This is a genomic window from Algoriphagus sp., from assembly GCF_024305035.1.
Taxonomy (GTDB): Bacteria; Bacteroidota; Bacteroidia; order Cytophagales; family Cyclobacteriaceae; genus Algoriphagus.
The window spans coordinates 1-18,474 of the sequence record NZ_JAMWZB010000036.1 but is presented as its reverse complement, the minus strand read 5'-3'; the positions used below and the strand labels follow the sequence as shown (position 1 = coordinate 18,474).

Annotated in this window: 19 protein-coding genes and 1 tRNA gene; 12 read left to right on the top strand and 8 right to left on the bottom strand. The window is 40.6% G+C overall.

The window, feature by feature from the left end; genetic code table 11:
• Positions 1 to 62: 62 nt before the first annotated feature.
• The gene (locus Q0L00_RS17135; RefSeq protein ID WP_297338116.1) at positions 63 to 1,100 is read right to left on the bottom strand and encodes a 6-bladed beta-propeller; all 1,038 of its coding nucleotides are present in this window, start codon (positions 1,098 to 1,100) and stop codon (positions 63 to 65) included.
• A 156-nt stretch (positions 1,101 to 1,256) separates the two neighbouring features.
• Between Q0L00_RS17135 and Q0L00_RS17130 the strand changes: the two genes are divergently transcribed.
• Positions 1,257 to 1,544, top strand: a complete 288-nt coding sequence (locus Q0L00_RS17130) for a hypothetical protein (RefSeq protein ID WP_297338115.1) — start codon at positions 1,257 to 1,259, stop codon at positions 1,542 to 1,544.
• Positions 1,545 to 1,686: 142 nt separating this feature from the next.
• Here Q0L00_RS17130 and Q0L00_RS17125 read toward each other — a convergent pair whose 3' ends face one another.
• From Q0L00_RS17125 to Q0L00_RS17110, 4 genes are all read right to left on the bottom strand, one after another.
• Entirely contained in the window at positions 1,687 to 4,221 is a 2,535-nt protein-coding gene (locus tag Q0L00_RS17125) for an ATP-dependent Clp protease ATP-binding subunit (RefSeq protein ID WP_297338114.1), read from the bottom strand.
• An 81-nt stretch (positions 4,222 to 4,302) separates the two neighbouring features.
• Positions 4,303 to 4,926, bottom strand: coding sequence for a WbqC family protein (locus Q0L00_RS17120; RefSeq protein ID WP_297338113.1), 624 nt, complete (start codon positions 4,924 to 4,926; stop codon positions 4,303 to 4,305).
• A gap of 262 nt (positions 4,927 to 5,188) precedes the next feature.
• Positions 5,189 to 5,818 carry an L-threonylcarbamoyladenylate synthase gene (locus Q0L00_RS17115; RefSeq protein WP_297338112.1) on the bottom strand — a complete coding sequence of 210 codons (630 nt, stop codon included), beginning with the start codon at positions 5,816 to 5,818 and terminating at the stop codon, positions 5,189 to 5,191.
• Positions 5,819 to 5,831: 13 nt separating this feature from the next.
• Complete coding sequence (locus Q0L00_RS17110; RefSeq protein ID WP_297338111.1) at positions 5,832 to 6,254, bottom strand: (deoxy)nucleoside triphosphate pyrophosphohydrolase; 423 nt, start codon at positions 6,252 to 6,254, stop codon at positions 5,832 to 5,834.
• Between the two features lie 134 nt (positions 6,255 to 6,388).
• Here Q0L00_RS17110 and mltG point away from each other — a divergent pair, with 134 nt between their 5' ends.
• The 5 genes from mltG to Q0L00_RS17085 all read left to right on the top strand — a co-directional run bounded on the left by mltG (position 6,389) and on the right by Q0L00_RS17085 (position 9,608).
• A complete protein-coding gene (mltG, locus tag Q0L00_RS17105; protein ID WP_297338110.1) occupies positions 6,389 to 7,432 on the top strand; it encodes an endolytic transglycosylase MltG in 1,044 nt (347 codons plus the stop codon).
• Positions 7,433 to 7,434: 2 nt separating this feature from the next.
• Entirely contained in the window at positions 7,435 to 7,839 is a 405-nt protein-coding gene (locus Q0L00_RS17100) for a thioesterase family protein (protein WP_297338109.1), read from the top strand.
• 12 nt (positions 7,840 to 7,851) lie between these two features.
• Positions 7,852 to 8,817 carry a YihY/virulence factor BrkB family protein gene (locus Q0L00_RS17095; protein WP_297338108.1) on the top strand — a complete coding sequence of 322 codons (966 nt, stop codon included), beginning with the start codon at positions 7,852 to 7,854 and terminating at the stop codon, positions 8,815 to 8,817.
• Between the two features lie 168 nt (positions 8,818 to 8,985).
• Positions 8,986 to 9,070 (top strand) — tRNA-Ser (locus Q0L00_RS17090).
• 238 nt (positions 9,071 to 9,308) lie between these two features.
• A complete protein-coding gene (locus tag Q0L00_RS17085; RefSeq protein ID WP_297338107.1) occupies positions 9,309 to 9,608 on the top strand; it encodes a hypothetical protein in 300 nt (99 codons plus the stop codon).
• A 305-nt stretch (positions 9,609 to 9,913) separates the two neighbouring features.
• Here Q0L00_RS17085 and Q0L00_RS17080 read toward each other — a convergent pair whose 3' ends face one another.
• The 3 genes from Q0L00_RS17080 to Q0L00_RS17070 form a co-directional block, all read right to left on the bottom strand.
• On the bottom strand, positions 9,914 to 10,294 hold the full coding sequence (locus tag Q0L00_RS17080; protein ID WP_297338106.1) for a hypothetical protein: 381 nt from the start codon (positions 10,292 to 10,294) through the stop codon (positions 9,914 to 9,916).
• A gap of 105 nt (positions 10,295 to 10,399) precedes the next feature.
• Positions 10,400 to 11,803 carry an alpha/beta hydrolase gene (locus tag Q0L00_RS17075; RefSeq protein WP_297338105.1) on the bottom strand — a complete coding sequence of 468 codons (1,404 nt, stop codon included), beginning with the start codon at positions 11,801 to 11,803 and terminating at the stop codon, positions 10,400 to 10,402.
• Between the two features lie 182 nt (positions 11,804 to 11,985).
• Entirely contained in the window at positions 11,986 to 12,651 is a 666-nt protein-coding gene (locus Q0L00_RS17070) for a TIGR02594 family protein (protein WP_297338104.1), read from the bottom strand.
• A 229-nt stretch (positions 12,652 to 12,880) separates the two neighbouring features.
• Between Q0L00_RS17070 and Q0L00_RS17065 the strand changes: the two genes are divergently transcribed.
• The 6 genes from Q0L00_RS17065 to Q0L00_RS17040 all read left to right on the top strand — a co-directional run bounded on the left by Q0L00_RS17065 (position 12,881) and on the right by Q0L00_RS17040 (position 18,390).
• Complete coding sequence (locus Q0L00_RS17065; RefSeq protein WP_297338103.1) at positions 12,881 to 13,621, top strand: hypothetical protein; 741 nt, start codon at positions 12,881 to 12,883, stop codon at positions 13,619 to 13,621.
• Between the two features lie 46 nt (positions 13,622 to 13,667).
• Positions 13,668 to 14,693 (top strand): histidine kinase, encoded by a 1,026-nt coding sequence (locus Q0L00_RS17060; RefSeq protein WP_297338102.1) that lies wholly within the window; start codon positions 13,668 to 13,670, stop codon positions 14,691 to 14,693.
• Entirely contained in the window at positions 14,690 to 15,463 is a 774-nt protein-coding gene (locus Q0L00_RS17055) for a LytTR family DNA-binding domain-containing protein (protein WP_297338101.1), read from the top strand. The genes Q0L00_RS17060 and Q0L00_RS17055 overlap by 4 nt, the downstream gene beginning before the upstream one ends.
• A gap of 152 nt (positions 15,464 to 15,615) precedes the next feature.
• Positions 15,616 to 16,473: an SRPBCC domain-containing protein gene (locus tag Q0L00_RS17050; protein WP_297338100.1), complete on the top strand. Its 858-nt coding sequence runs from the start codon at positions 15,616 to 15,618 to the stop codon at positions 16,471 to 16,473.
• 82 nt (positions 16,474 to 16,555) lie between these two features.
• On the top strand, positions 16,556 to 17,770 hold the full coding sequence (locus Q0L00_RS17045; RefSeq protein WP_297338099.1) for a 6-bladed beta-propeller: 1,215 nt from the start codon (positions 16,556 to 16,558) through the stop codon (positions 17,768 to 17,770).
• Between the two features lie 140 nt (positions 17,771 to 17,910).
• A complete protein-coding gene (locus Q0L00_RS17040) occupies positions 17,911 to 18,390 on the top strand; it encodes a thermonuclease family protein (RefSeq protein WP_297338098.1) in 480 nt (159 codons plus the stop codon).
• Positions 18,391 to 18,474 lie beyond the last annotated feature (84 nt).

Sequence of the window (18,474 nt, the reverse complement as noted above, 5' to 3'; positions counted from 1 at the left end):
TTAAAAATATTTGAACAGTTAAAACTAAGATATAAAAATCATTTTTGATAGTCTCAACGAAATTAAACTCTGATCAATTTTAGTGGATAAGTTTTACCGGCATTCCATTGGCAAACGTAGATGTTTTTGTCTTGGTCTATGCAAACGTCATGGCAATGCTGAAACACAGGGTTTTCCTGTTTAATTAACTGCAATTCTCCATTTACATAGGTAGGGGGCGTACCACCCGGATTGGAAACCACCTGGTTTTCTTGATTTAAAATAGTCACAAATCCCGAATTATCCATTTGCTCCAAATACTTAAGCCTGGACCAGCAAACGCCTGCATAGAGCTCATCCCCATCAATGACTGGGCGACAGACAAAAGCACCGGGTAAAAAAATCGTTTCCAAATAGTTACCTTCCATTGTAAAGCGCTTGAAAGAATTATGCCCTCTCGAGGTGCATAATAAAGTAGGCTCCTCTTTTCCTCGCTGATCAATGGTGATTCCGTGAGCGGTTTTAAATTGGTGATCTTCATGCCCATCCCCACCAAACTTCCGGATAAAATGACCATTCGAGTCGTAGTGTAAAAAGTATTGGGAACCATAACCATCCGCGATATACACATCCCCATTGGGAGCGACGGCGGTTTCGGTAGGCACATAGGGCATCGTCTGCTCATAAATCCCTTCCGAAACTGGAGAAGAAATTTGGCTAACCACTTTCCCACCGAGGGTAGTTTTGAGCACTTTCCCTCCATTGTCAGCGATCCACAGGTATTCAGCATCTCCCTCATCGACCAAAGTAAGTCCGTGGGCAGCAGGCAGGTTCAGCGTCCAAGAATCCAGGTACTTCCCAGATTGATCGTAAATAATCACATTATTTTTCGCTTCGTCGGTAAGAAGAATCATTCGCTTTTTTCGATCCATCACCATTTCATGACAATTATTTACCGGAAATTTACTCGAGTCGAGCACTCCCCAATTTTTATCTATTCGATAGGTAAAGTCACCATGACCTAAAATCATCGATGCATTCGGTAAAATAAAACTGGGTTTAATGCTCATGGCTAATCCAATAAGTGATGAGGTTTGAATAAACTGACGGCGGCTGGACATAATGAAAGCGTTTTTTGAAGTTAAGCTATTGGTGAAAAATTAACAAATCCCAATCGGACCCAAAAAACTGGGATAAATAATCAGGAATTCGCCTTTAAAGGCTACGAATTGATAGTGGCTTGCTTATCTTCGAGGCTTAATCTAAGTCTCGCAAGTATGAAATGGACCAATCAGCCGGAAGGAATCTTATTGCAGCGCTCCTTTTTATTTGGAATTACCGGAATTGTCTTGGGAACTATTTCCCTGCTTAATTCCCACTTTATATTTTATCAAGCGCCCATGGGCCCCCTCAATGGAGTGGCTATTTTACTGCAACTGATCGGTCTGAGTCTTGCTGTATTGGTGCTTCGAAAGCGAAAAATTACCAAAGAAACCCTAGAAAAAGCCAAAGTAATGACCTTGATTTTGGCGGTTTCGTTATTGTTTTTTATTCTGTCGATTTGAATAAAAGGAAGAGTTGTTAGGAATAAAAACTGCAGCCAAAAGGATTGGGTCCTAATCTGAATACCTTCAACGAAATGGCTATTAGGAAAAAATCCCTAAACTTCAGCAGTCTAGGGATTTTTTACTTTTGTCAAATTGACTATTATTCCTCAGCTTTCTCTTTCTTTTTCACAGAAATAGTTAATTCAGATCCTTCTCCCGGATAGTCAGCTGTAATTACATCTCCTTCGGACAAATCGCCTTTTAGGATTTCCTCAGCTACCGCATCCTCCAAATATTTCTGAATCGCACGATTAAGGGGTCTTGCACCGTACTGCTGATCGTAGCCTTTTTCGGCAAGGAAAGCTTTTGCTTTTTCAGTCAGCTCGATTTGATAACCCAAGTCAGTTATTCTATGGAAGAGTTTCTTCAAGGAAATATCGATAATCTTGAAGATATGATCCTGAGTCAGTGAATTGAATACTACCACATCATCCAATCGATTGAGAAATTCGGGACTGAAGGCTTTTTTCAAAGCAGACTGAATTGTGGACTTCATGATTTCATCTTGATTGTCCTGCTTTGCTTTGCTTGCAAACCCTATTCCTGCACCAAAGTCCTTTAAATCACGAACCCCAATATTAGAAGTCATGATAATGATGGTATTTCGGAAATCAACTCTTCTACCCAATCCATCAGTTAAAATGCCGTCGTCCAACACTTGAAGTAGAATATTGAAGACATCTGGATGAGCTTTTTCGATTTCATCAAGTAGAACCACAGAATATGGCTTTCTTCTCACCTTCTCGGTTAGCTGTCCACCTTCCTCATAACCCACGTATCCTGGAGGTGCTCCCACCAAACGGGAAACTGAGAATTTCTCCATGTACTCAGACATGTCAATTCGAATCAAGGAATCCTCCTTATCGAATAGGTAAGTGGCCAGCATCTTTGCCAATTCGGTTTTACCTACACCGGTTGGTCCTAAGAAAATAAAGGATCCGATTGGTTTTTTAGGATCTTTTAATCCAACCCGAGTTCGTTGAATGGCTTTGGTTAGCTTCTTAATCGCTTCATCCTGACCAATTACTTTATCGGAAAGCTCAGTATTCATGTTCAACAATTTCGCTCCTTCATTTTGAGCGATTCGCTTGGCAGGAATTCCAGTCATCATGGCGATCACTTCGGCTACACTGTCCTCATCCACCGTAAATCGTTTCGATTTACTTTCCTCTTCCCAGCGAAGTTTGGCTTGTTCAAGTTGCTCTAACAATTTTTTCTCTTTGTCTCGCAACTGTGCCGCTTCCTCATATTTCTGAGACTTGACTACTCGATTTTTCTCCGTTTTGATATTTTCCACTTCTTCTTCAAGCTTCAAAATATCTTCAGGAACGTGAATATTATTAATGTGAACTCGCGCCCCTGCTTCATCCAAAATATCAATGGCTTTATCCGGAAGGAATCGGTCAGAGATATACCTGTCTGACATTTTTACACAGGCTTCTATCGCTTCGGGCGTATAATTTACATTGTGATGATCCTCGTATTTATCCTTAATATTATTGAGGATTTGAATGGTTTCTTCCGGAGAGGTGGCGTCGACCATAACCATTTGAAATCTTCGTGCCAATGCTCCATCCTTTTCAATGTATTGACGGTATTCATCTAGCGTAGTCGCTCCGATACATTGGATTTCTCCACGGGCGAGTGCTGGCTTAAACATATTAGAAGCATCCAAAGACCCCGAAGCTCCACCTGCACCTACAATGGTATGCAGCTCATCTATGAATAAGATAACATTCGGAGACTTTTCCAGCTCGTTCATGACAGCCTTCATCCGCTCTTCAAATTGCCCCCGGTATTTTGTTCCTGCAACAAGTGAGGCCAAATCCAATGTTACCACTCGCTTGTTAAACAATACTCGAGATACTTTTTTCTGAATAATCCGAAGAGCCAAACCTTCAGCAATTGCCGTTTTACCTACTCCGGGTTCACCAATGAGGATTGGGTTGTTCTTTTTTCTTCGTGAAAGAATCTGCGCTACCCGCTCAATTTCTTTTTCCCGGCCAATAATCGGATCCAATTTGTCATCCTCAGCCATTTTGGTGAGGTCTCGTCCGAAATTGTCCAATACTGGAGTCCGTGATTTTTCTGCACCAGCTTTGGACGCTCCTCCCCCACTACCTGGATTTCCAAATAGCTTGGATCCATCGTCATCTGAATCCTCCGCCTCAGCACGTCCTCTTGGGTTCATTCCTGGGTCAGATTGCATTTCAAGCATCTCTTTCACGGCTTCATAGTTAATGTCAAATTTGTTAAGAATCTGCGTTGCAATATTTTCTTCATCTCTCAATATAGAGAGAAGCAAATGCTCCGTTCCAATCAATTGACTTTTAAAGATTTTAGCTTCCAGATACGTTATTTTCAATACCTTCTCTGACTGTCGGGTCAGAGGAATATTTGCCATGTTCTTTACATTATGGTTTGCTGTACCCTTCACGGCTCGTTCGATCGAAGACCGAAGCTCATCCAAAGGCACTCCAAGCTTTTTAAGAATGGAAACAGCCACACCTTCTCCTTCACGAATCATCCCCAGTAAGAGGTGCTCTGTACCGATATAATCGTGACCCAGGCGAAGCGCTTCCTCGCGGCTGAGTGAGATCACCTCCTTGACTCTGTTCGAAAATTTTGCTTCCATTAAATTCCTTTCTGATTGTTTAATAATCCTGTACGTATGTTACCGAATTTGTTTTAAAAACACAATCAATTTAACGATTGTTCATTCTTTTTTTATTGACTTTCGGATAAGACCTCCTGCGGAAGGCCCTTCACAAAAGAGCAAATCCAGCACAGAAAGATTTGGCTCAAAGTCTAAGCCAAATAGCTGCATGTAAGGCACTGCCCGATAGTATTTGCGCTCCAAAAAGTCCTCTCCTGGCCTAAAGAGCCCCCTAAGATCCCTATCCACCTCTGCAATCTGTTCTTTTTTGACCAGCCGCAATTTGACAGGTCGCTGGACAAGTTTAAGACAGATTGTCAGAAATTCCATATTGAGATCCCACAAATAGGCAGGTTTTTTTTCAAAAACATGTTCCAGATAAGGAAAAAAAAACTCAAAAAATGGTGCTTTGCCATACGCACTTTGAATTCCCCTGAGATGATTTTTTTGCCAATTTTGGCTATAGTCAATCGATACAGCATCTAAAGCAATTCTAGGCCTTCTTCCAACAATGGGCACCGAAAGGGTTTCTACTTTATTGGTCAGCTTAATTTGCGTTCGGTTAAACCAAGATTTCCGTTGATAAGTATCCTCAGGACATAGCCAAATTTCCTCAGCCTCCCAAATTGCACAAAAGAATTCGAGATTGGGCAGGTAATGAAGGTCAATGGCGAGGGTGGACATAGGTTTACTTTAGAACAGGTAGATCTGGATTTACAAAAATAAGGGGAAATTGAATAAAATAATCCGCGTCTCACAGAAGAAGAAGGGAGATAAAGTTTTGTGAGCTGAAAGCATAAATTTTAAAAAATTTAGCGGTTTAAATTCTCAAAAGAACTAATCCAACGCTTAAGGTGAACAGCCTAAATATGAGCTGCCAAAGAAAATGAATTTGATTCTTCATAGGATTCCATAGAAATGATGAATTGCGATTTATCTACTCGCATCAAACTATATCCTCCAATTGCCCCAAACCTTCTCGCTTGACCTCCACTTCTTCCCCAGTACAATCCAAAATGGTGGAACCTACATTTTGGCCGTAACCTCCATCAATGACCACATCGACAAGATTTTGGTATTTTTCGAAAATCAATTCCGGATCCGTGCTGTATTCGACGACTTCATCTTCGTCATGAATTGAGGTAGTCAAAATAGGTTGCCCTAATTCCTTGACCAACATTCTTGGTACATTATGATCGGGAACTCGTATACCCACCGTTTTTTTATTCATCTGCATGATTTTAGGCACTTGAGAACTCGCTTCTAAAATAAAAGTAAAAGGTCCTGGAAAGGCTTTTTTCATCATTTTGAAAATGGGTTTGTCTATCACTCGCGTGTATTGAGCGATATCACTCAAGTCGGCACAGATAAAGGAGAAATTATGTTTTTTTGGATTGATTCCCTTGATTTTTGCAATTCGCTCCACTGCACGTTGATTGGTGATATCACAGCCCATTCCATACACCGTATCGGTCGGATAAATGACCACTGCCCCGTCTCTGAGTAGCTCGGCAATATGTCTGATTCGCTTAGGGTCAGGATTTTCTTCGTACAATCGAATAAATTCAGCAGCCATTTTTTTGGGAATTTTAGTTTGTAAAGAATTCACTCCATATCTGCTTCAATTCCTGTACAATGGGAATATCTGCAGGAGCCCAATTTAGTTTAAAAAGTTCATTTTGCCCGAGCCAAGCAGCGTTTTCATGTTCTCTGAGAAGAATTTTACCTGACTTAATTCGTGCCAAAAATGGGATCAATTCTACCTGCTTTCCCGGATAATCAAAAATCACAGGAGTAAGTTTTGAGACCAACTCAATAGTCAAGTCAAGCTCTTCTTTAATTTCACGGACCAAGCATTGCGTTGGGTTTTCATCGCGTTCGACCTTACCTCCAGGAAATTCCCAAAATCCAGCCAAATCCATCTTTTTGGATCGCTTCACCGCCAAGACAAGTCCATCCTGGACAATCAGTGCACAACTTACCGCAATTGGTGTAATTTTATTGAGATACATTTGATAGAAAATAAATGACGGTAAAGAACAAACTTAGCCAAAAGAGTAAAACTTTATTCATTTCAATCAAATTCGAATGATCAAAAGCTCACTGACTGCGTTCTATTCAAGAGGATTATTTATTTTTGCCCACTATGCTTGAGGATAAAAAGAAAAAACTGCTACTCATCCTGATTATCACGTTTTCGGTACTCGGGATTTCCATGTCCTTTTATTTTTACCAGGTCTTTTTTAGCCCCAATGTCCTGACAAGAGGGGATCAACCCCAGGCTTTCCGAATTCCGAGTAATGCTAATTATCAATTTGTCTCCAATAAACTTTTTGAGGAGGAGTTAATCAACGATGCGGTTAGCTTTGCCTTTGTGGCTAAAATTTTGGATTATCAGGAATTAGTCAAACCGGGACTTTATACCATTCAGCCCAATATGACCAACCTTGAACTGGTTCGCCTGCTAAGATCCGGGAATCAAACGCCAGTCAGAATCACCTTTAATAACGTCAGGACCAAAGAAGATCTAGCGGAAAAAATTACTTCCAATCTTGAAATAACTGAAACTCAGTTTCTCGCTTTAATTCAGGATTCAGTCAATATCCGCAAATTTGGTTTTGAGGAAGAAACCATAATGAGCATGTTTATTCCCAATACCTACGAAGTCTGGTGGAATACCAGTCCAGAGGCGCTTTTTGACCGGATGTATCGAGAATATCAGGATTTTTGGACGGAAAATCGAAAAGAAAAAGCCCAAGCCCGAGGACTCAGCCTTACTGAAGTTTCAACGCTGGCTAGTATTGTGCAAGCAGAAAGTCAAAAAGCAGACGAACGACCGAGAATTGCTGGGGTTTACCTCAATCGATTGAGGCTGAATATGCCTCTACAGGCTGATCCCACTTTAGTGTTTGCCATGGGAGATTTCAGCATCAAGCGGGTGCTTAATATTCACAAAGAAACCGACAGCCCATACAATACCTATCGGTATACTGGCCTGCCTCCGGGGCCCATTAACTTACCGGATATCAATGCACTGGAGGCAGTGCTCAATGCAGAGGACCACAACTATCTTTATTTTTGTGCAAAAGAGGATTTTTCAGGATATCATGCTTTTGCTAGCAATTTGGCTCAACACAATGCCAATGCCCGAAGGTATCAGGCTGCCTTGAATGCCGCCAAAATTTATTAATCATGTATCAAGCCGAGACCGAATTACGAGTACGCTATGCTGAAACTGATCAAATGAGCTATGTGTACTACGGGAATTATGCAATGTATTTTGAAGTAGCTCGGGTGGAAGCTATGCGTAGTATCGGTTTTTCTTACAATCAAATGGAGCAAGAGGGCGTAATAATGCCTGTCTTGGAAAGCCACTTTCGTTATCTCAAGCCGGGAAAATACGATGAGCTTTTGAGAATCAAAACCAAAATCCCCCTGCTTCCAGGGGTACGCATTCGGTTTGAATATGAGGTATATAACGAACAGAATGAACTGATTACCGAAGGTTGGACTACGCTTACCTTTTTGAAAAAAGAAAGCCATCAACCAACAAGACCTCCAAAGAATTTGTTAGATTTATTGAAACCGTACTTTTAGCCGATTTACCCCGTGGTAAAACAAAAAATTGAAAACATCCAAGACCGTTTGTTGACTTGGGCCCAAAGCTTACGCCGTATTCACTTTGGGGACCCTGACAAAAATGTCTATGATGTGGGAGAGCTTTTTGTGAAGCAGTTATATAAAGATGATATCGCAGAACGGGCAGGTTCCATGGCCTTCAGTTTTACCATAGCCTTATTTCCCTTACTCCTTTTTTTATTGAACTTGATTCCTTATTTACAAGATTTGATTCCCTATGTGACAACAGAAAACATCCTGATGTTTGTTCAGGAAATTTTACCAGGAAACATGTACAATGAGTTGGAATCTACAATTATGGATATTGTTTCAAAGCCAAGACAAAGCCTGTTATCATTAGGTTTCTTTTTCGCACTTTTTGCCTCCACTCAGGGGGTCATGTCTATGATGAGCTCGTTTAACTCGGTCTATAGAACTAAAGAAAGTAGAGGTTTTTTAAGGAGTCGGGTAATTGCGGCAGGGATCGTTTTCAGCTTGGTAGCAGCGGTGGTGTTGGCAAGTTCGGTGATGATTCTGGGAGGCTTTGTGATTTCCAGGATTGAGGAGATGCAATTATTCAATTCAGAGTTTTTAATCTTTTTATTTAACTCGCTCAAGTTTCTTGTCCTCATTGCTGTATTTTATTTCACCTCTGCATTAATTTTCCGTTACGCACCAGCTGTGCATGATCGCTGGCATTTTTTCTCTATTGGAGCCAATTTAGCAGGTTTACTAATTACACTAGGTTTCTATCTTTTCACCTTTTACTTGAATAATTTCGCAAGTTACAACAAGCTTTATGGCTCGATTGGAACATTGATAGGCTTAATGCTGTGGCTTTATATCACTTCTTTGATTGTTTTAATTTCATTTGAGGTTAATGTAACCTTGGATTTGATTGATGAGCGAAAAAGCCAAAAAGACGAAAAGCATCCTGCTGACAGAGCACTGGATTAGGTTGAGATGTCACAAAATTGGCCCTGAATTGGTTTAACCTAGATTTTTTGAAAAAATTAAGTCCAAATGAATCAATCAGTTAAAAATATTTGACTGGAATTACTTTGCAAAAGTAGAGTTTCATACTAGTTTTGCATTCCGAATTGGACATCAGGTTCCTTTCGAAATAGAGGAGTGGCAGAGTGGTCGAATGCGGCGGTCTTGAAAACCGTTGTACCGCAAGGTACCGGGGGTTCGAATCCCTCCTCCTCTGCTTTTAGTTAATCAAATCTTTCGAAAAGCCCCAAAATTTAGTCATTTGGGGCTTTTTTATTTTTCGCTTGACTCATTTTTAATCATATTACTCGGATTTCTTGCGGAAAAATCGAGACCTATTGCAATTCCAATCGAGCCCTATTTTTTTTGATCTTTTCCCCAAAGCAAATTCCAAACGATTAAATTTCCTTCTCAGTGAGATTTTTATTAGTTTAAAGAGAACGAAAATTCAAAAAATGCCTCATCTGCTAAAAGCCATCGGAAAGATTACCACCATTTTTGGGCTGACTTATCTTTTTCCTCTATTCACTTTCGCCCAAAATCAACCCGGAATTCCCAAACCCAGCGGACCAGTAGATCTCAGCGAGGATAGCGATTTGGTGATCTATATTGTCATCCCTGTCATCATCCTTATTTTATTCCTGATCTTCCGGAAAAGAATAAACAGAGTCAAGGAAGAGAAACGAGAGCGATTTAGAAAAAAAATGGAGGAAAGACGCAAAATGGCCGATGACAGATTTATCGCTAGTAAATAACCTCACTTACCTAAGGCAAGTTTTAGCTCTCCCTTTTTCAATTTTGACTCGCTGTACATCTGACATTTCTGTGTGGAGCAATTGTAGGACCCTAATAGAAATAATAAGGTAAGGTGACTTAGACCGTTTAGATATTTATTTCAGAATCAACAGCGACTTGCAGGATATTTTACCCAAAGTTTTGGCGAATGAGAGACAATTTTCAACTCTTTTGAAAGTTAGATTCTTTGGGAATTTGGACTCTCACTCAGTAAAAAATTTTATCGAACAGGAATTTTGAATCCTAACTGAAAATGAAGTAAGTCTTAACTTTTTGTCCAAAATTTTTGGAACACAAGAAAGCCTAAATAAGCTCCCAACAATGCACTGGGCAAAACTAGTAAACCAACTAGTAAAAGTTCAAATGGGAATAAATTGTGAGAGGTAGAATCCCAAAATGTGATATCATAAAAAATCCGTAAAAACACCCCCAACAATACTCCTAGTGTTGTAAATAGAGCGATTTTGGATGGCTTCTCTTTCAGAAAAGAAAGGAGAATAAAGGCCACAAGAAATGTACCCATACTCTGAATAAGAAAGCTAGAAACCCCAAAAACGAGAGTAGAATTATAGGGTTGAAACCAATACGAGAGCGCTCCCACTCCAATTCCTGAGAGCAACGAAGTAATTTTGGCTTTATGTTTCATAGATTTTACTTATTTCTTGCTTGACTTTTAAAGATTCCCTTCAGACAATTCCACCTAAAGCACCGGTATCAATTGCATCTTTGAGAAGCATTGATTCCATTTATTTTATTGCACTTGAGCTTGGATCCACGACAAAACTTCTGTCAATGCCGTAGGGGAAATGGTTTGTTCGATGGATGCATACTCACTTGGAGAACCGGTCGTACTTTCCTGGAAAAGGTGGTTCAAATCAGGAAGCTCTTTAGTTGTTACTTGCTCATTTCCTCCCTTTTTCAGGGCTTCATGGATTGCCGATAAATTTTCCTTGGGAGGAACTTGTAAATCCTTTTCACCAATTATGGCCAACACGGGACATTTGACTTTCTGCAAAGCTTCCGCAGGATCATACTTTACAAAAAACTGCATCCATGGTGTGGCAATTTGGTCAGCTTGAAGCTTTGCAAATTCTTCAATCCCCATTCCCCCTGGTAGTGTAGGATTTGGATCATTCTCAAAGGTTTCGACAAGAAAGCTGTTTATATCGGAATTCAACTGATGGAGATTTGTGGAGCTTTTCACCATCGCAAAAAGTTCTTTGTTGATAGTCGCTCCTTTTTGTAAATTTTCCTCACTCATTCCAGAAGCCTTACCTACCAACTGCTGCTGCAATAAAAGTAATTGATCCCCCGGGATTCCCGTGCCGGCTAAAAGGACAATAAACGCCACGTCAACCGTTTTGCTGGCAACCATTGACGCGACTACCCCACCTTCACTATGACCGATTAATCCTATTTTAGTTGGAATAATTTCTTTTCTGCTTCTTAAATACTCAACCGCAGCTTTTGCATCCTCAGCAAAGTCTAAACTAGTTGCAGATCTAAAATCCCCTTCTGACAAGGCTGTGCCTCTATCATCATACCTCAAAACTGCGATTCCATTCCGTGTCAAAAAATCCGAAATCACCAAGAACGGTTTATGACCGAGCAACTCCTCATCCCGATTTTGCGGGCCACTTCCACTGATCAAAATTACCGCAGGAAAAACTCCCTCCTTTTGCGGTAAAGTCAAAGTACCTGCCAAGTCTATCCCTGCATTCGGGTTTTCAAAGGTCAAGTCCTCTGAATAATATGGAAAAGGCTTTTGGGGCTCCTGAGGCCTGGAGGGCTTTTTTTCTTCCAAAACCTCCTTGGATAAATTTAGCGGAAATGTCTGCCCTCCCTGTCGAAACTCACCACTGATGACCTGATCATCTCCCAGCTTACCTTCATATGCTATTTGTGGACCATCGAGCGTTATTTTTAAAATTGAATTCTCAAAACTCGTCGTAGTGGTGGGAATTCCTTTGACTCCTTGATCTGGACTGTCCATGGTCGAACTCAAACCTTCCGAAGTCTGGACAACATCAAATACAAGCCTGAGTCGCACTCCCTGCACCGTTAACACTCCATTCCATTGCCCTGTGATCTCCTGGGCATCTACTGCAAAAAAAAGAAAGGCCATCATGAAAACTAGTAGAAGTATTTTTTTCATCTTTAGCAGGTTTTTAAAATAGGGAAATTCCTTAATTAATCTTTTCTTAACTCAATCTAACTATCCTCACTCTTTATCCAATCTTTCTTTTTCCCAATAAAGGATAGAAATGCTCTTTGGCAGATGATCTGGTATTAACTTACCAACCCAACTTGTTGATAAATTCACAGGTAATCTTAGGCCTACCGATTTAGCAATTCGGTTAAAAACTCCCTGGTCGCTTTATCAAAAATACCGTTGCGGGTCAGGTCATTATTGGTAGACTGAAAATCAATCAATGCTTGATGCGTCTTTGGTCCAAAAACCCCATCCGAAGTTCCCGGATCGAAACCCAGCTGTTTTAGCGCATCCTGCAGATAAATCACCTCCTGTCCGGTATCTCCCTTTTCCAAATTTTTACGTGAAAATCCCACTGCCGAATCCGGCCTCAATCTTCGAAATCCCAGCAATTTACCTGCCCCATAAGCAGTGACTGAAACCTGATTTCCTTGATTTCCACCGAGGCAATAAATTCGTTTCAGATCATGGGAAAAACCCATAAATATTCCCACATGTCCGGTCCAAGAATTACGATCTCCCCTCCAAAAAACGACGACATCTCCTGGTTCTGGATTGGAAATTGGAAGTCCAAAATTCAACCAAGATCGAGCGGCTAAACTTTTACTCCGCTCCAGTCCTGATTTTTGTGCTACCCAGTTCATAAACAAACTGCACCAAGCTACATCATCGGAAACATAATCCGGAAAACCCGACTCTCGGGCATAGTTCAGGATTTGAGGATTGTTACCCGTTCCGGGAATTTCTTTAACGCCAATTTCATTGATGGCGATTTGAAGTAGATTTTCCATAAAAAGAAGTTAAGAAAGTAAACAGAAAACTTTGATCAAGATACAAGTAATTGATTGGTAGCACAATAGAAGATACGCTTACTTTTCCTTTATTTTCACGTAAAAGAAATAAAATGCTAACGTCCTCTTTTTCCTCATTCATTTGAAATTTTCCTGCGCTTGTTTTTTCTGGGTTTCTCCCCCCTTACCTCTCTCTTACTTTTGACTATCAATTTAAACCAACAAACACATGAACAAGGAACTTATCTTTCTTAGAACTTTTGCTGCCACAGCAGCGATCAGTTCTTCCCTTCTTTTCTTCTCCTCCTTCAAAGGAAGCGGTAATCAACAATTTGAAACCATCGATGTGCAGCGAATCAACATTGTGGAAGCGGATGGAACGGTTAAACTTATCGTGACCAATGCAGGGCTTTTCCCCAATGGAACAGAAAAAATCAACGGAAGACCGACCAACACCGATCGAAAAAAACGAGCAGGAATGCTATTTTTTAATGAAGATGGCTTGGAGTGCGGAGGATTGATTTACGATGGGGAAAAGAAAGAAAATGGTCATAGCGCAGGCCTTTCTTTAACTTTTGACCAGTACAATGGCGATCAGGTAATGCAATTATTAACCACTGATTCCCAGCAAGGCGATGAGCGATATGTGAGTTCCTCCTTGGTCTTCAATGATCGCCCAGCAAAAGAAACGCAAGAAAAAACAGCTGAAATTATGCGAGAATTGAGTGAACTCCGGAAAAATGATCCAGAGGCTTTCAAAAAGAAGTATGCCGAATATCAATCGCAGGAATTGATTGGAGGTGCCCCAAGAATTATGCTTGGCAAATCAAGAAGTCAAAACAACGGTTTATTTTTGTTTGACGATCGGGGAATGCCCCGCGCGATGTTCTATCTGGACAAAAACAATAATCCCAAATTGGAGGCTTTCGACCAAAACGGGAATGTTACCAGTTCGTGGCCAGAAAAATAAATAAAACTAAGTGAGGGGGAGAGATCTCCCCTTTTTTACTCCCAGCATGAAGCAATTATTCGCTCGACTCCAAGTAAGTCCAGGCTTTTTAGGCTTGGTTTTCCTATTTGCATACCTGGACTCCATTCGACATCGAGTAGCACCTGGACAGCTGATTGACTGGTATGTGCTTACTCCGGAATCGGCCTTGGTCACCATTCCTCAAGTACTATTGATTATCCTTTTTTTACGTCTTACTTTTCAGAAATTTCATCCTCCGTCCTGGATCCCTTTGGATTGGGGAAAAGTAGTACTGAGTTTTTTGGTGGGATTGATGGCTTACTTGATTATAATCACTATCATTTCCATGCTTATTGCCTTGGTATTTGATACTTGGGAGCGAAACTTCACTTCAGAAATTATCCTCAGCAGCATGGTTTCCCGAATTTTAGACTTCGTGATTTATGGGGGGTTTTACGTAGCCTTTTTACTCCTGCAAAAATCAAAAGCGCATCAAGAAGCCATTTCATCCTATGATTTGGCTTTGGCCGAATCCAAAATTCAATCCCTCAAGCAGCAGCTTAACCCCCACTTTTTATTTAATAATCTCAATGTCCTAGATCAGTTGATTGAGGAAAATCAAAAATCCGCAGCTACCTTTTTACAGAATTTTGCTGAACTCTACCGCTATGCCCTTGCAAAATCTGAAATGAAATTGGTTTCTTGGGAGGACGAATTGAGTTTTGCAAAAAACTATTTTAAGCTCATGGAAGAAAAATTTGGAGATGCCTACCGCTTGGAAATTATTTTAGAAAGCCCAACTGGAAAGCTTCCTCCTTTGACTTTACAGCTCTTGATCGAAAATGCCGTTTTTCACAATTTTGGCACCATCAAAAACCCAGTAACTATACAAGTTCGATTAAGTGATAATCTAATTGTCAGCAATAACCGAATCCCCTTTCAAAAGCCTAGACATACAGGAGGCAGAGGCCTAAGCAACCTTAAGAAACAAGTTGAGCTTATCAATGGCCATTCGCTGAAAATTAAGGAATCTGAAAATCAATTTACAGTCACTCTCCCGCTGACCCCATGATCCATATCCTGATCCTAGAGGATGAAATTCCTGCCCAAAAAAAACTAGTGCGTTACCTAAAAGAAATGCAGCAGCCTACACACCTGGTCGACTGCTTGGAGTCCGTGGCAGATGGGATTGAATTTTTGAGCAAGCGTCCAAAACTGGATTTGATCATCTCCGACATCGAACTGAGAGACGGAAATGCTTTTCAAATTTTTGAAGAGGTAAAGCTCCCCTGCCCCATTATTTTCACCACAGCCTATCATGAATTTTGGATGCAAGCCTTCCAAAGCCATGGAATCGCTTATTTACTGAAGCCTTTCAGCCTTGACCAATTCCAAAAAGCCTGGGATAAATTTCTTTTTCTCACTCAGAAACCCGCTGATCCATCCACTATGATAGCGCAGATCCATCAACTGATGGACGCCAGAGGAAAAACAAAACCTAATTTTAAAACGCGAATCACCGTGCCCTATGCTAAAGGAACCTACTTTTTGGAAATCGGTCAAGTGGTATTCTTTCTCGCAGAACATGGAGTCGTTTTCGCTGAGGACCGTGCTGGAAAAAAACATTTACTAAAAGAAACCACACTTAAACAAGTCCAGGCTTTTTTGGATCCTGCCCAATTTTTCAGGATAAACCGAAGTGAGGTAGTCAACAAAGGTTTTGTTCAGGCTACCGAGCGCTATTCCAAAAATTCGGTAGCCATCAAACTAATAGGAGTAGCTCGACTGCTGATCTGCAGTCAAAATCAAACCCCCGAATTCCTCCAGTGGATGGAAAAATAAAAATCACCCTTTTCAATTCCTATTAATTTAGGAAAGAATAATACCTCTTTTATACCCTCTTTTCAACATGTGAGTAAATACAAAATCCACTTGCCACAAGTTACTATTCATCAGTTTTACGTAAATTTTCAAGACCCAAACTACATAGCACTATGAAAATCACCATCCAAACTCAAATTACCGCTCCGATCAATCTCACTTGGACCGCATTTACGAGTTCAAGACATGTCCCCCATTGGAATTTTGCATCCGGGGATTGGCATTGTCCCTGGGCAAAAGGGGAGTTGAAAATCGGCGGCAAATTCACCCATCGAATGGAAGCAAAGGATGGCAGCATGGGCTTTGATATTAACGGAACTTATCAGAGCATTATCCCTAATAAAAAACTCAGCTACCTCATCGAAGATGGAAGATCGGTGGATATCACCTTTACTCAATCGGGTCAGGAGAGTATTGTAACTGAAACTTTTGAGACGGAAAAATCCCACTCTGAGGAACTTCAGCGAAACGGTTGGCAAGCAATTCTAGCTAATTTTAAAAACTATGTGGAAAAAATAGCTCCCGATGCCCTTCACTTTGAAATTGAAATTCAAGCGCCTGTTTCGCAGGTGACACCCCAGATGCTCGATAAGGCAACTTATCCTATTTGGACTGCACCTTTTTCTCCGGGCTCCTACTATGAAGGCAGCTGGGAAAAAGGAAGCCAAATCTATTTTTTGACCCAAGATGAGAATGGTGAGAAATCCGGAATGGTCAGCAAAATTCTTGAGCACATTCCCGATCACTACATTTCTATTGAGCATTTGGGCATGATTGACAAGGGAAAGGAAATTACCTCAGGGCCGGAAATCGAAACTTTTCAAGGGGTTACTGAGAACTATACTTTTACATCCAAAAATGGCAAAACCGTTCTTCAGGTCGATATTGAGTCTGTGGGTGAATACAAGGATCACTTTAATGCGATGTGGCCAAAAGCCTTGGAAAAGCTGAAAGAAATCTGTGAGAAATAAGAAAACTTCCGGTATGTTTTGAATTAATTCTTTTTGGAAACATATTTAAGGGTTAAAATTTTTTACTAATCAAAGAAAAAATATGACTCTTAAATATTCCGGACGGTGCAGTTTATTTGTTTTAATTCTTGCTTGTAGCAGCCCAAATGAGGAAAATATCTCCCGTGATTTCCCAACTTTCGAACTCCATGAGGGGGTTGTCGATAAGCCCGAAAATGTGCTTGCTTCGGTTGAGTTTATTCCACTAAAATTCCCTGAAGGAACTCCCGTTCAGTATTTTGGATTTGATCCATTTCTTGCTTTTGCTGAGGATAAGATTTTTCTCAACACCGATCCCTACATGAATCCTACTTTACACCTGTTTGATTACAGCGGAAATCATCTTCAAACCATCGATCGAAAAGGCGGTGGTCCCAATGAGTATGGGAACATTGATCAATTTGGTATTACCGTCGATAATCAATTGGCGGTGGTTTCGGATTTTACTTTGCTGGAATTTGACGATAAAATGGATATTATCCGGAGAATCAATCCCAATAAGGACGGAACCTTTTATTCGATTTCGGATTTGGAAGCTTTGGACGCTAAAACTTGGTTTTTAGCATTGCGGGGGACTGAAGCAGACAAAGACGGATTTACCCAAAACTTTGCGATTTTCGACAAAGATTCAATTACCTATGAATTTCTTCCTCTCAAAAGCTACCCTGCTTCAGGTTCTGGTGGAGATGGTGCGATTGCTCCATATCAAGATGGTTATTTACTTAACTTCGGCTTCTCGGATACCCTTTATCATTATGCTGATGGGAAGGTAAAAGCCTTGCTGGCATTGTCCTATGGAGACCGGAGATTACCCGAAGAGATGCGGATGAAAACTGAGGATCAATTGGATGAAGAATTAGCAGGAATGATTTCCACACAGGATTATGATCTCAATTTGGGCGATATTAATGTGGCAGGTGAAAGTATAAGTTTTCATGCTTTTGGAATAAAACCCGCTCCGATTCCCATGTCTGAATTAGAGAAAATGGAAACCTTACCTGATAATTTACCGCTTTTTGAAGTCTTTATTCATCCGGAAAAAAACGCAATCAAGGCCACTAAAATCGTAAAACAAATGTCTGGGAGATCTTTTTCAGACGGGGAATATTTTTATCGCTTACTCTACACTGAAGACTGGAATGGAATTTTGGAAGATCAGTCTCTTGGAGTGGAACTTGGTAAAAGACTTGAGGCAGCCTCACAGCAATTAAATGACGAGGAAGATCCTATATTAATCCGGTATCAGGTCAAGTGGTGATCATTAAATCAGTCCCAAAAAGCGGATAAAACTCAAAATTTATCCGCTTTTTATTCCCTCAATTTTCAGTGGACTTTTCTGGCTTTTATTCCTAAATCAAATTTTTAAGCTAATTTTCATTTCTGCCTTATCACCGCAACATGAAAAAAACAGCTTTCTCTTGCCTTATCGCTTGCCTACTCTTTCTTTCACTGTCGGTTCTAGCCCAAAAAACTTCCGATTTCTTACCAGTAAGCAAAGTAGTAGATGGGGATACTTTTTGGGTGATAAATCCTGATGGAAGAGAGGAAAAAATCCGATTGATCGGTGTGGATACACCTGAAGTCAGAAATACCGGTCGAACTCGAGTAGAGTATTTCGGAAAGGAAAGTTCAGATTTTGCCAAAAAGTTTTTGACAGGAAAAAAAGTCAGGTTGGAATATGATGTACAGCGAAGGGACCGGTACCAGCGAACTTTAGCCTATGTTTACCTTGAAGATGGGACTTTTTTCAATGCTTTACTAGTCAAGGAAGGCTATGCTACGGTAGCCACCTTCCCCCCAAATGTAAAAAACGAAAACCTTTTTGTCCAGCTTCAACGCCAAGCCAGACAAAAAGGCAAAGGACTTTGGAGAAAGTAATCTCACTCCAAGTACATTTCAAGCTCAATTACCAAATCGGCAAAATATCCCGCTTGTCTCTATCATCCTTAGGGAAGAGACTAA

Bases quoted from the DNA above. Each gene is read 5' to 3' on its own strand.
- Q0L00_RS17135 (WP_297338116.1), bottom strand. From the start codon at position 1,100: ATGTCCAGCCGCCGTCAGTTTATTCAAACCTCATCACTTATTGGATTA.
- Q0L00_RS17130 (WP_297338115.1), top strand. From the start codon at position 1,257: ATGAAATGGACCAATCAGCCGGAAGGAATCTTATTGCAGCGCTCCTTT.
- Q0L00_RS17125 (WP_297338114.1), bottom strand. From the start codon at position 4,221: ATGGAAGCAAAATTTTCGAACAGAGTCAAGGAGGTGATCTCACTCAGC.
- Q0L00_RS17120 (WP_297338113.1), bottom strand. From the start codon at position 4,926: ATGTCCACCCTCGCCATTGACCTTCATTACCTGCCCAATCTCGAATTC.
- Q0L00_RS17115 (WP_297338112.1), bottom strand. From the start codon at position 5,818: ATGGCTGCTGAATTTATTCGATTGTACGAAGAAAATCCTGACCCTAAG.
- Q0L00_RS17110 (WP_297338111.1), bottom strand. From the start codon at position 6,254: ATGTATCTCAATAAAATTACACCAATTGCGGTAAGTTGTGCACTGATT.
- mltG (WP_297338110.1), top strand. From the start codon at position 6,389: ATGCTTGAGGATAAAAAGAAAAAACTGCTACTCATCCTGATTATCACG.
- Q0L00_RS17100 (WP_297338109.1), top strand. From the start codon at position 7,435: ATGTATCAAGCCGAGACCGAATTACGAGTACGCTATGCTGAAACTGAT.
- Q0L00_RS17085 (WP_297338107.1), top strand. From the start codon at position 9,309: ATGCCTCATCTGCTAAAAGCCATCGGAAAGATTACCACCATTTTTGGG.
- Q0L00_RS17080 (WP_297338106.1), bottom strand. From the start codon at position 10,294: ATGAAACATAAAGCCAAAATTACTTCGTTGCTCTCAGGAATTGGAGTG.
- Q0L00_RS17075 (WP_297338105.1), bottom strand. From the start codon at position 11,803: ATGAAAAAAATACTTCTACTAGTTTTCATGATGGCCTTTCTTTTTTTT.
- Q0L00_RS17070 (WP_297338104.1), bottom strand. From the start codon at position 12,651: ATGGAAAATCTACTTCAAATCGCCATCAATGAAATTGGCGTTAAAGAA.
- Q0L00_RS17065 (WP_297338103.1), top strand. From the start codon at position 12,881: ATGAACAAGGAACTTATCTTTCTTAGAACTTTTGCTGCCACAGCAGCG.
- Q0L00_RS17060 (WP_297338102.1), top strand. From the start codon at position 13,668: ATGAAGCAATTATTCGCTCGACTCCAAGTAAGTCCAGGCTTTTTAGGC.
- Q0L00_RS17055 (WP_297338101.1), top strand. From the start codon at position 14,690: ATGATCCATATCCTGATCCTAGAGGATGAAATTCCTGCCCAAAAAAAA.
- Q0L00_RS17050 (WP_297338100.1), top strand. From the start codon at position 15,616: ATGAAAATCACCATCCAAACTCAAATTACCGCTCCGATCAATCTCACT.
- Q0L00_RS17045 (WP_297338099.1), top strand. From the start codon at position 16,556: ATGACTCTTAAATATTCCGGACGGTGCAGTTTATTTGTTTTAATTCTT.
- Q0L00_RS17040 (WP_297338098.1), top strand. From the start codon at position 17,911: ATGAAAAAAACAGCTTTCTCTTGCCTTATCGCTTGCCTACTCTTTCTT.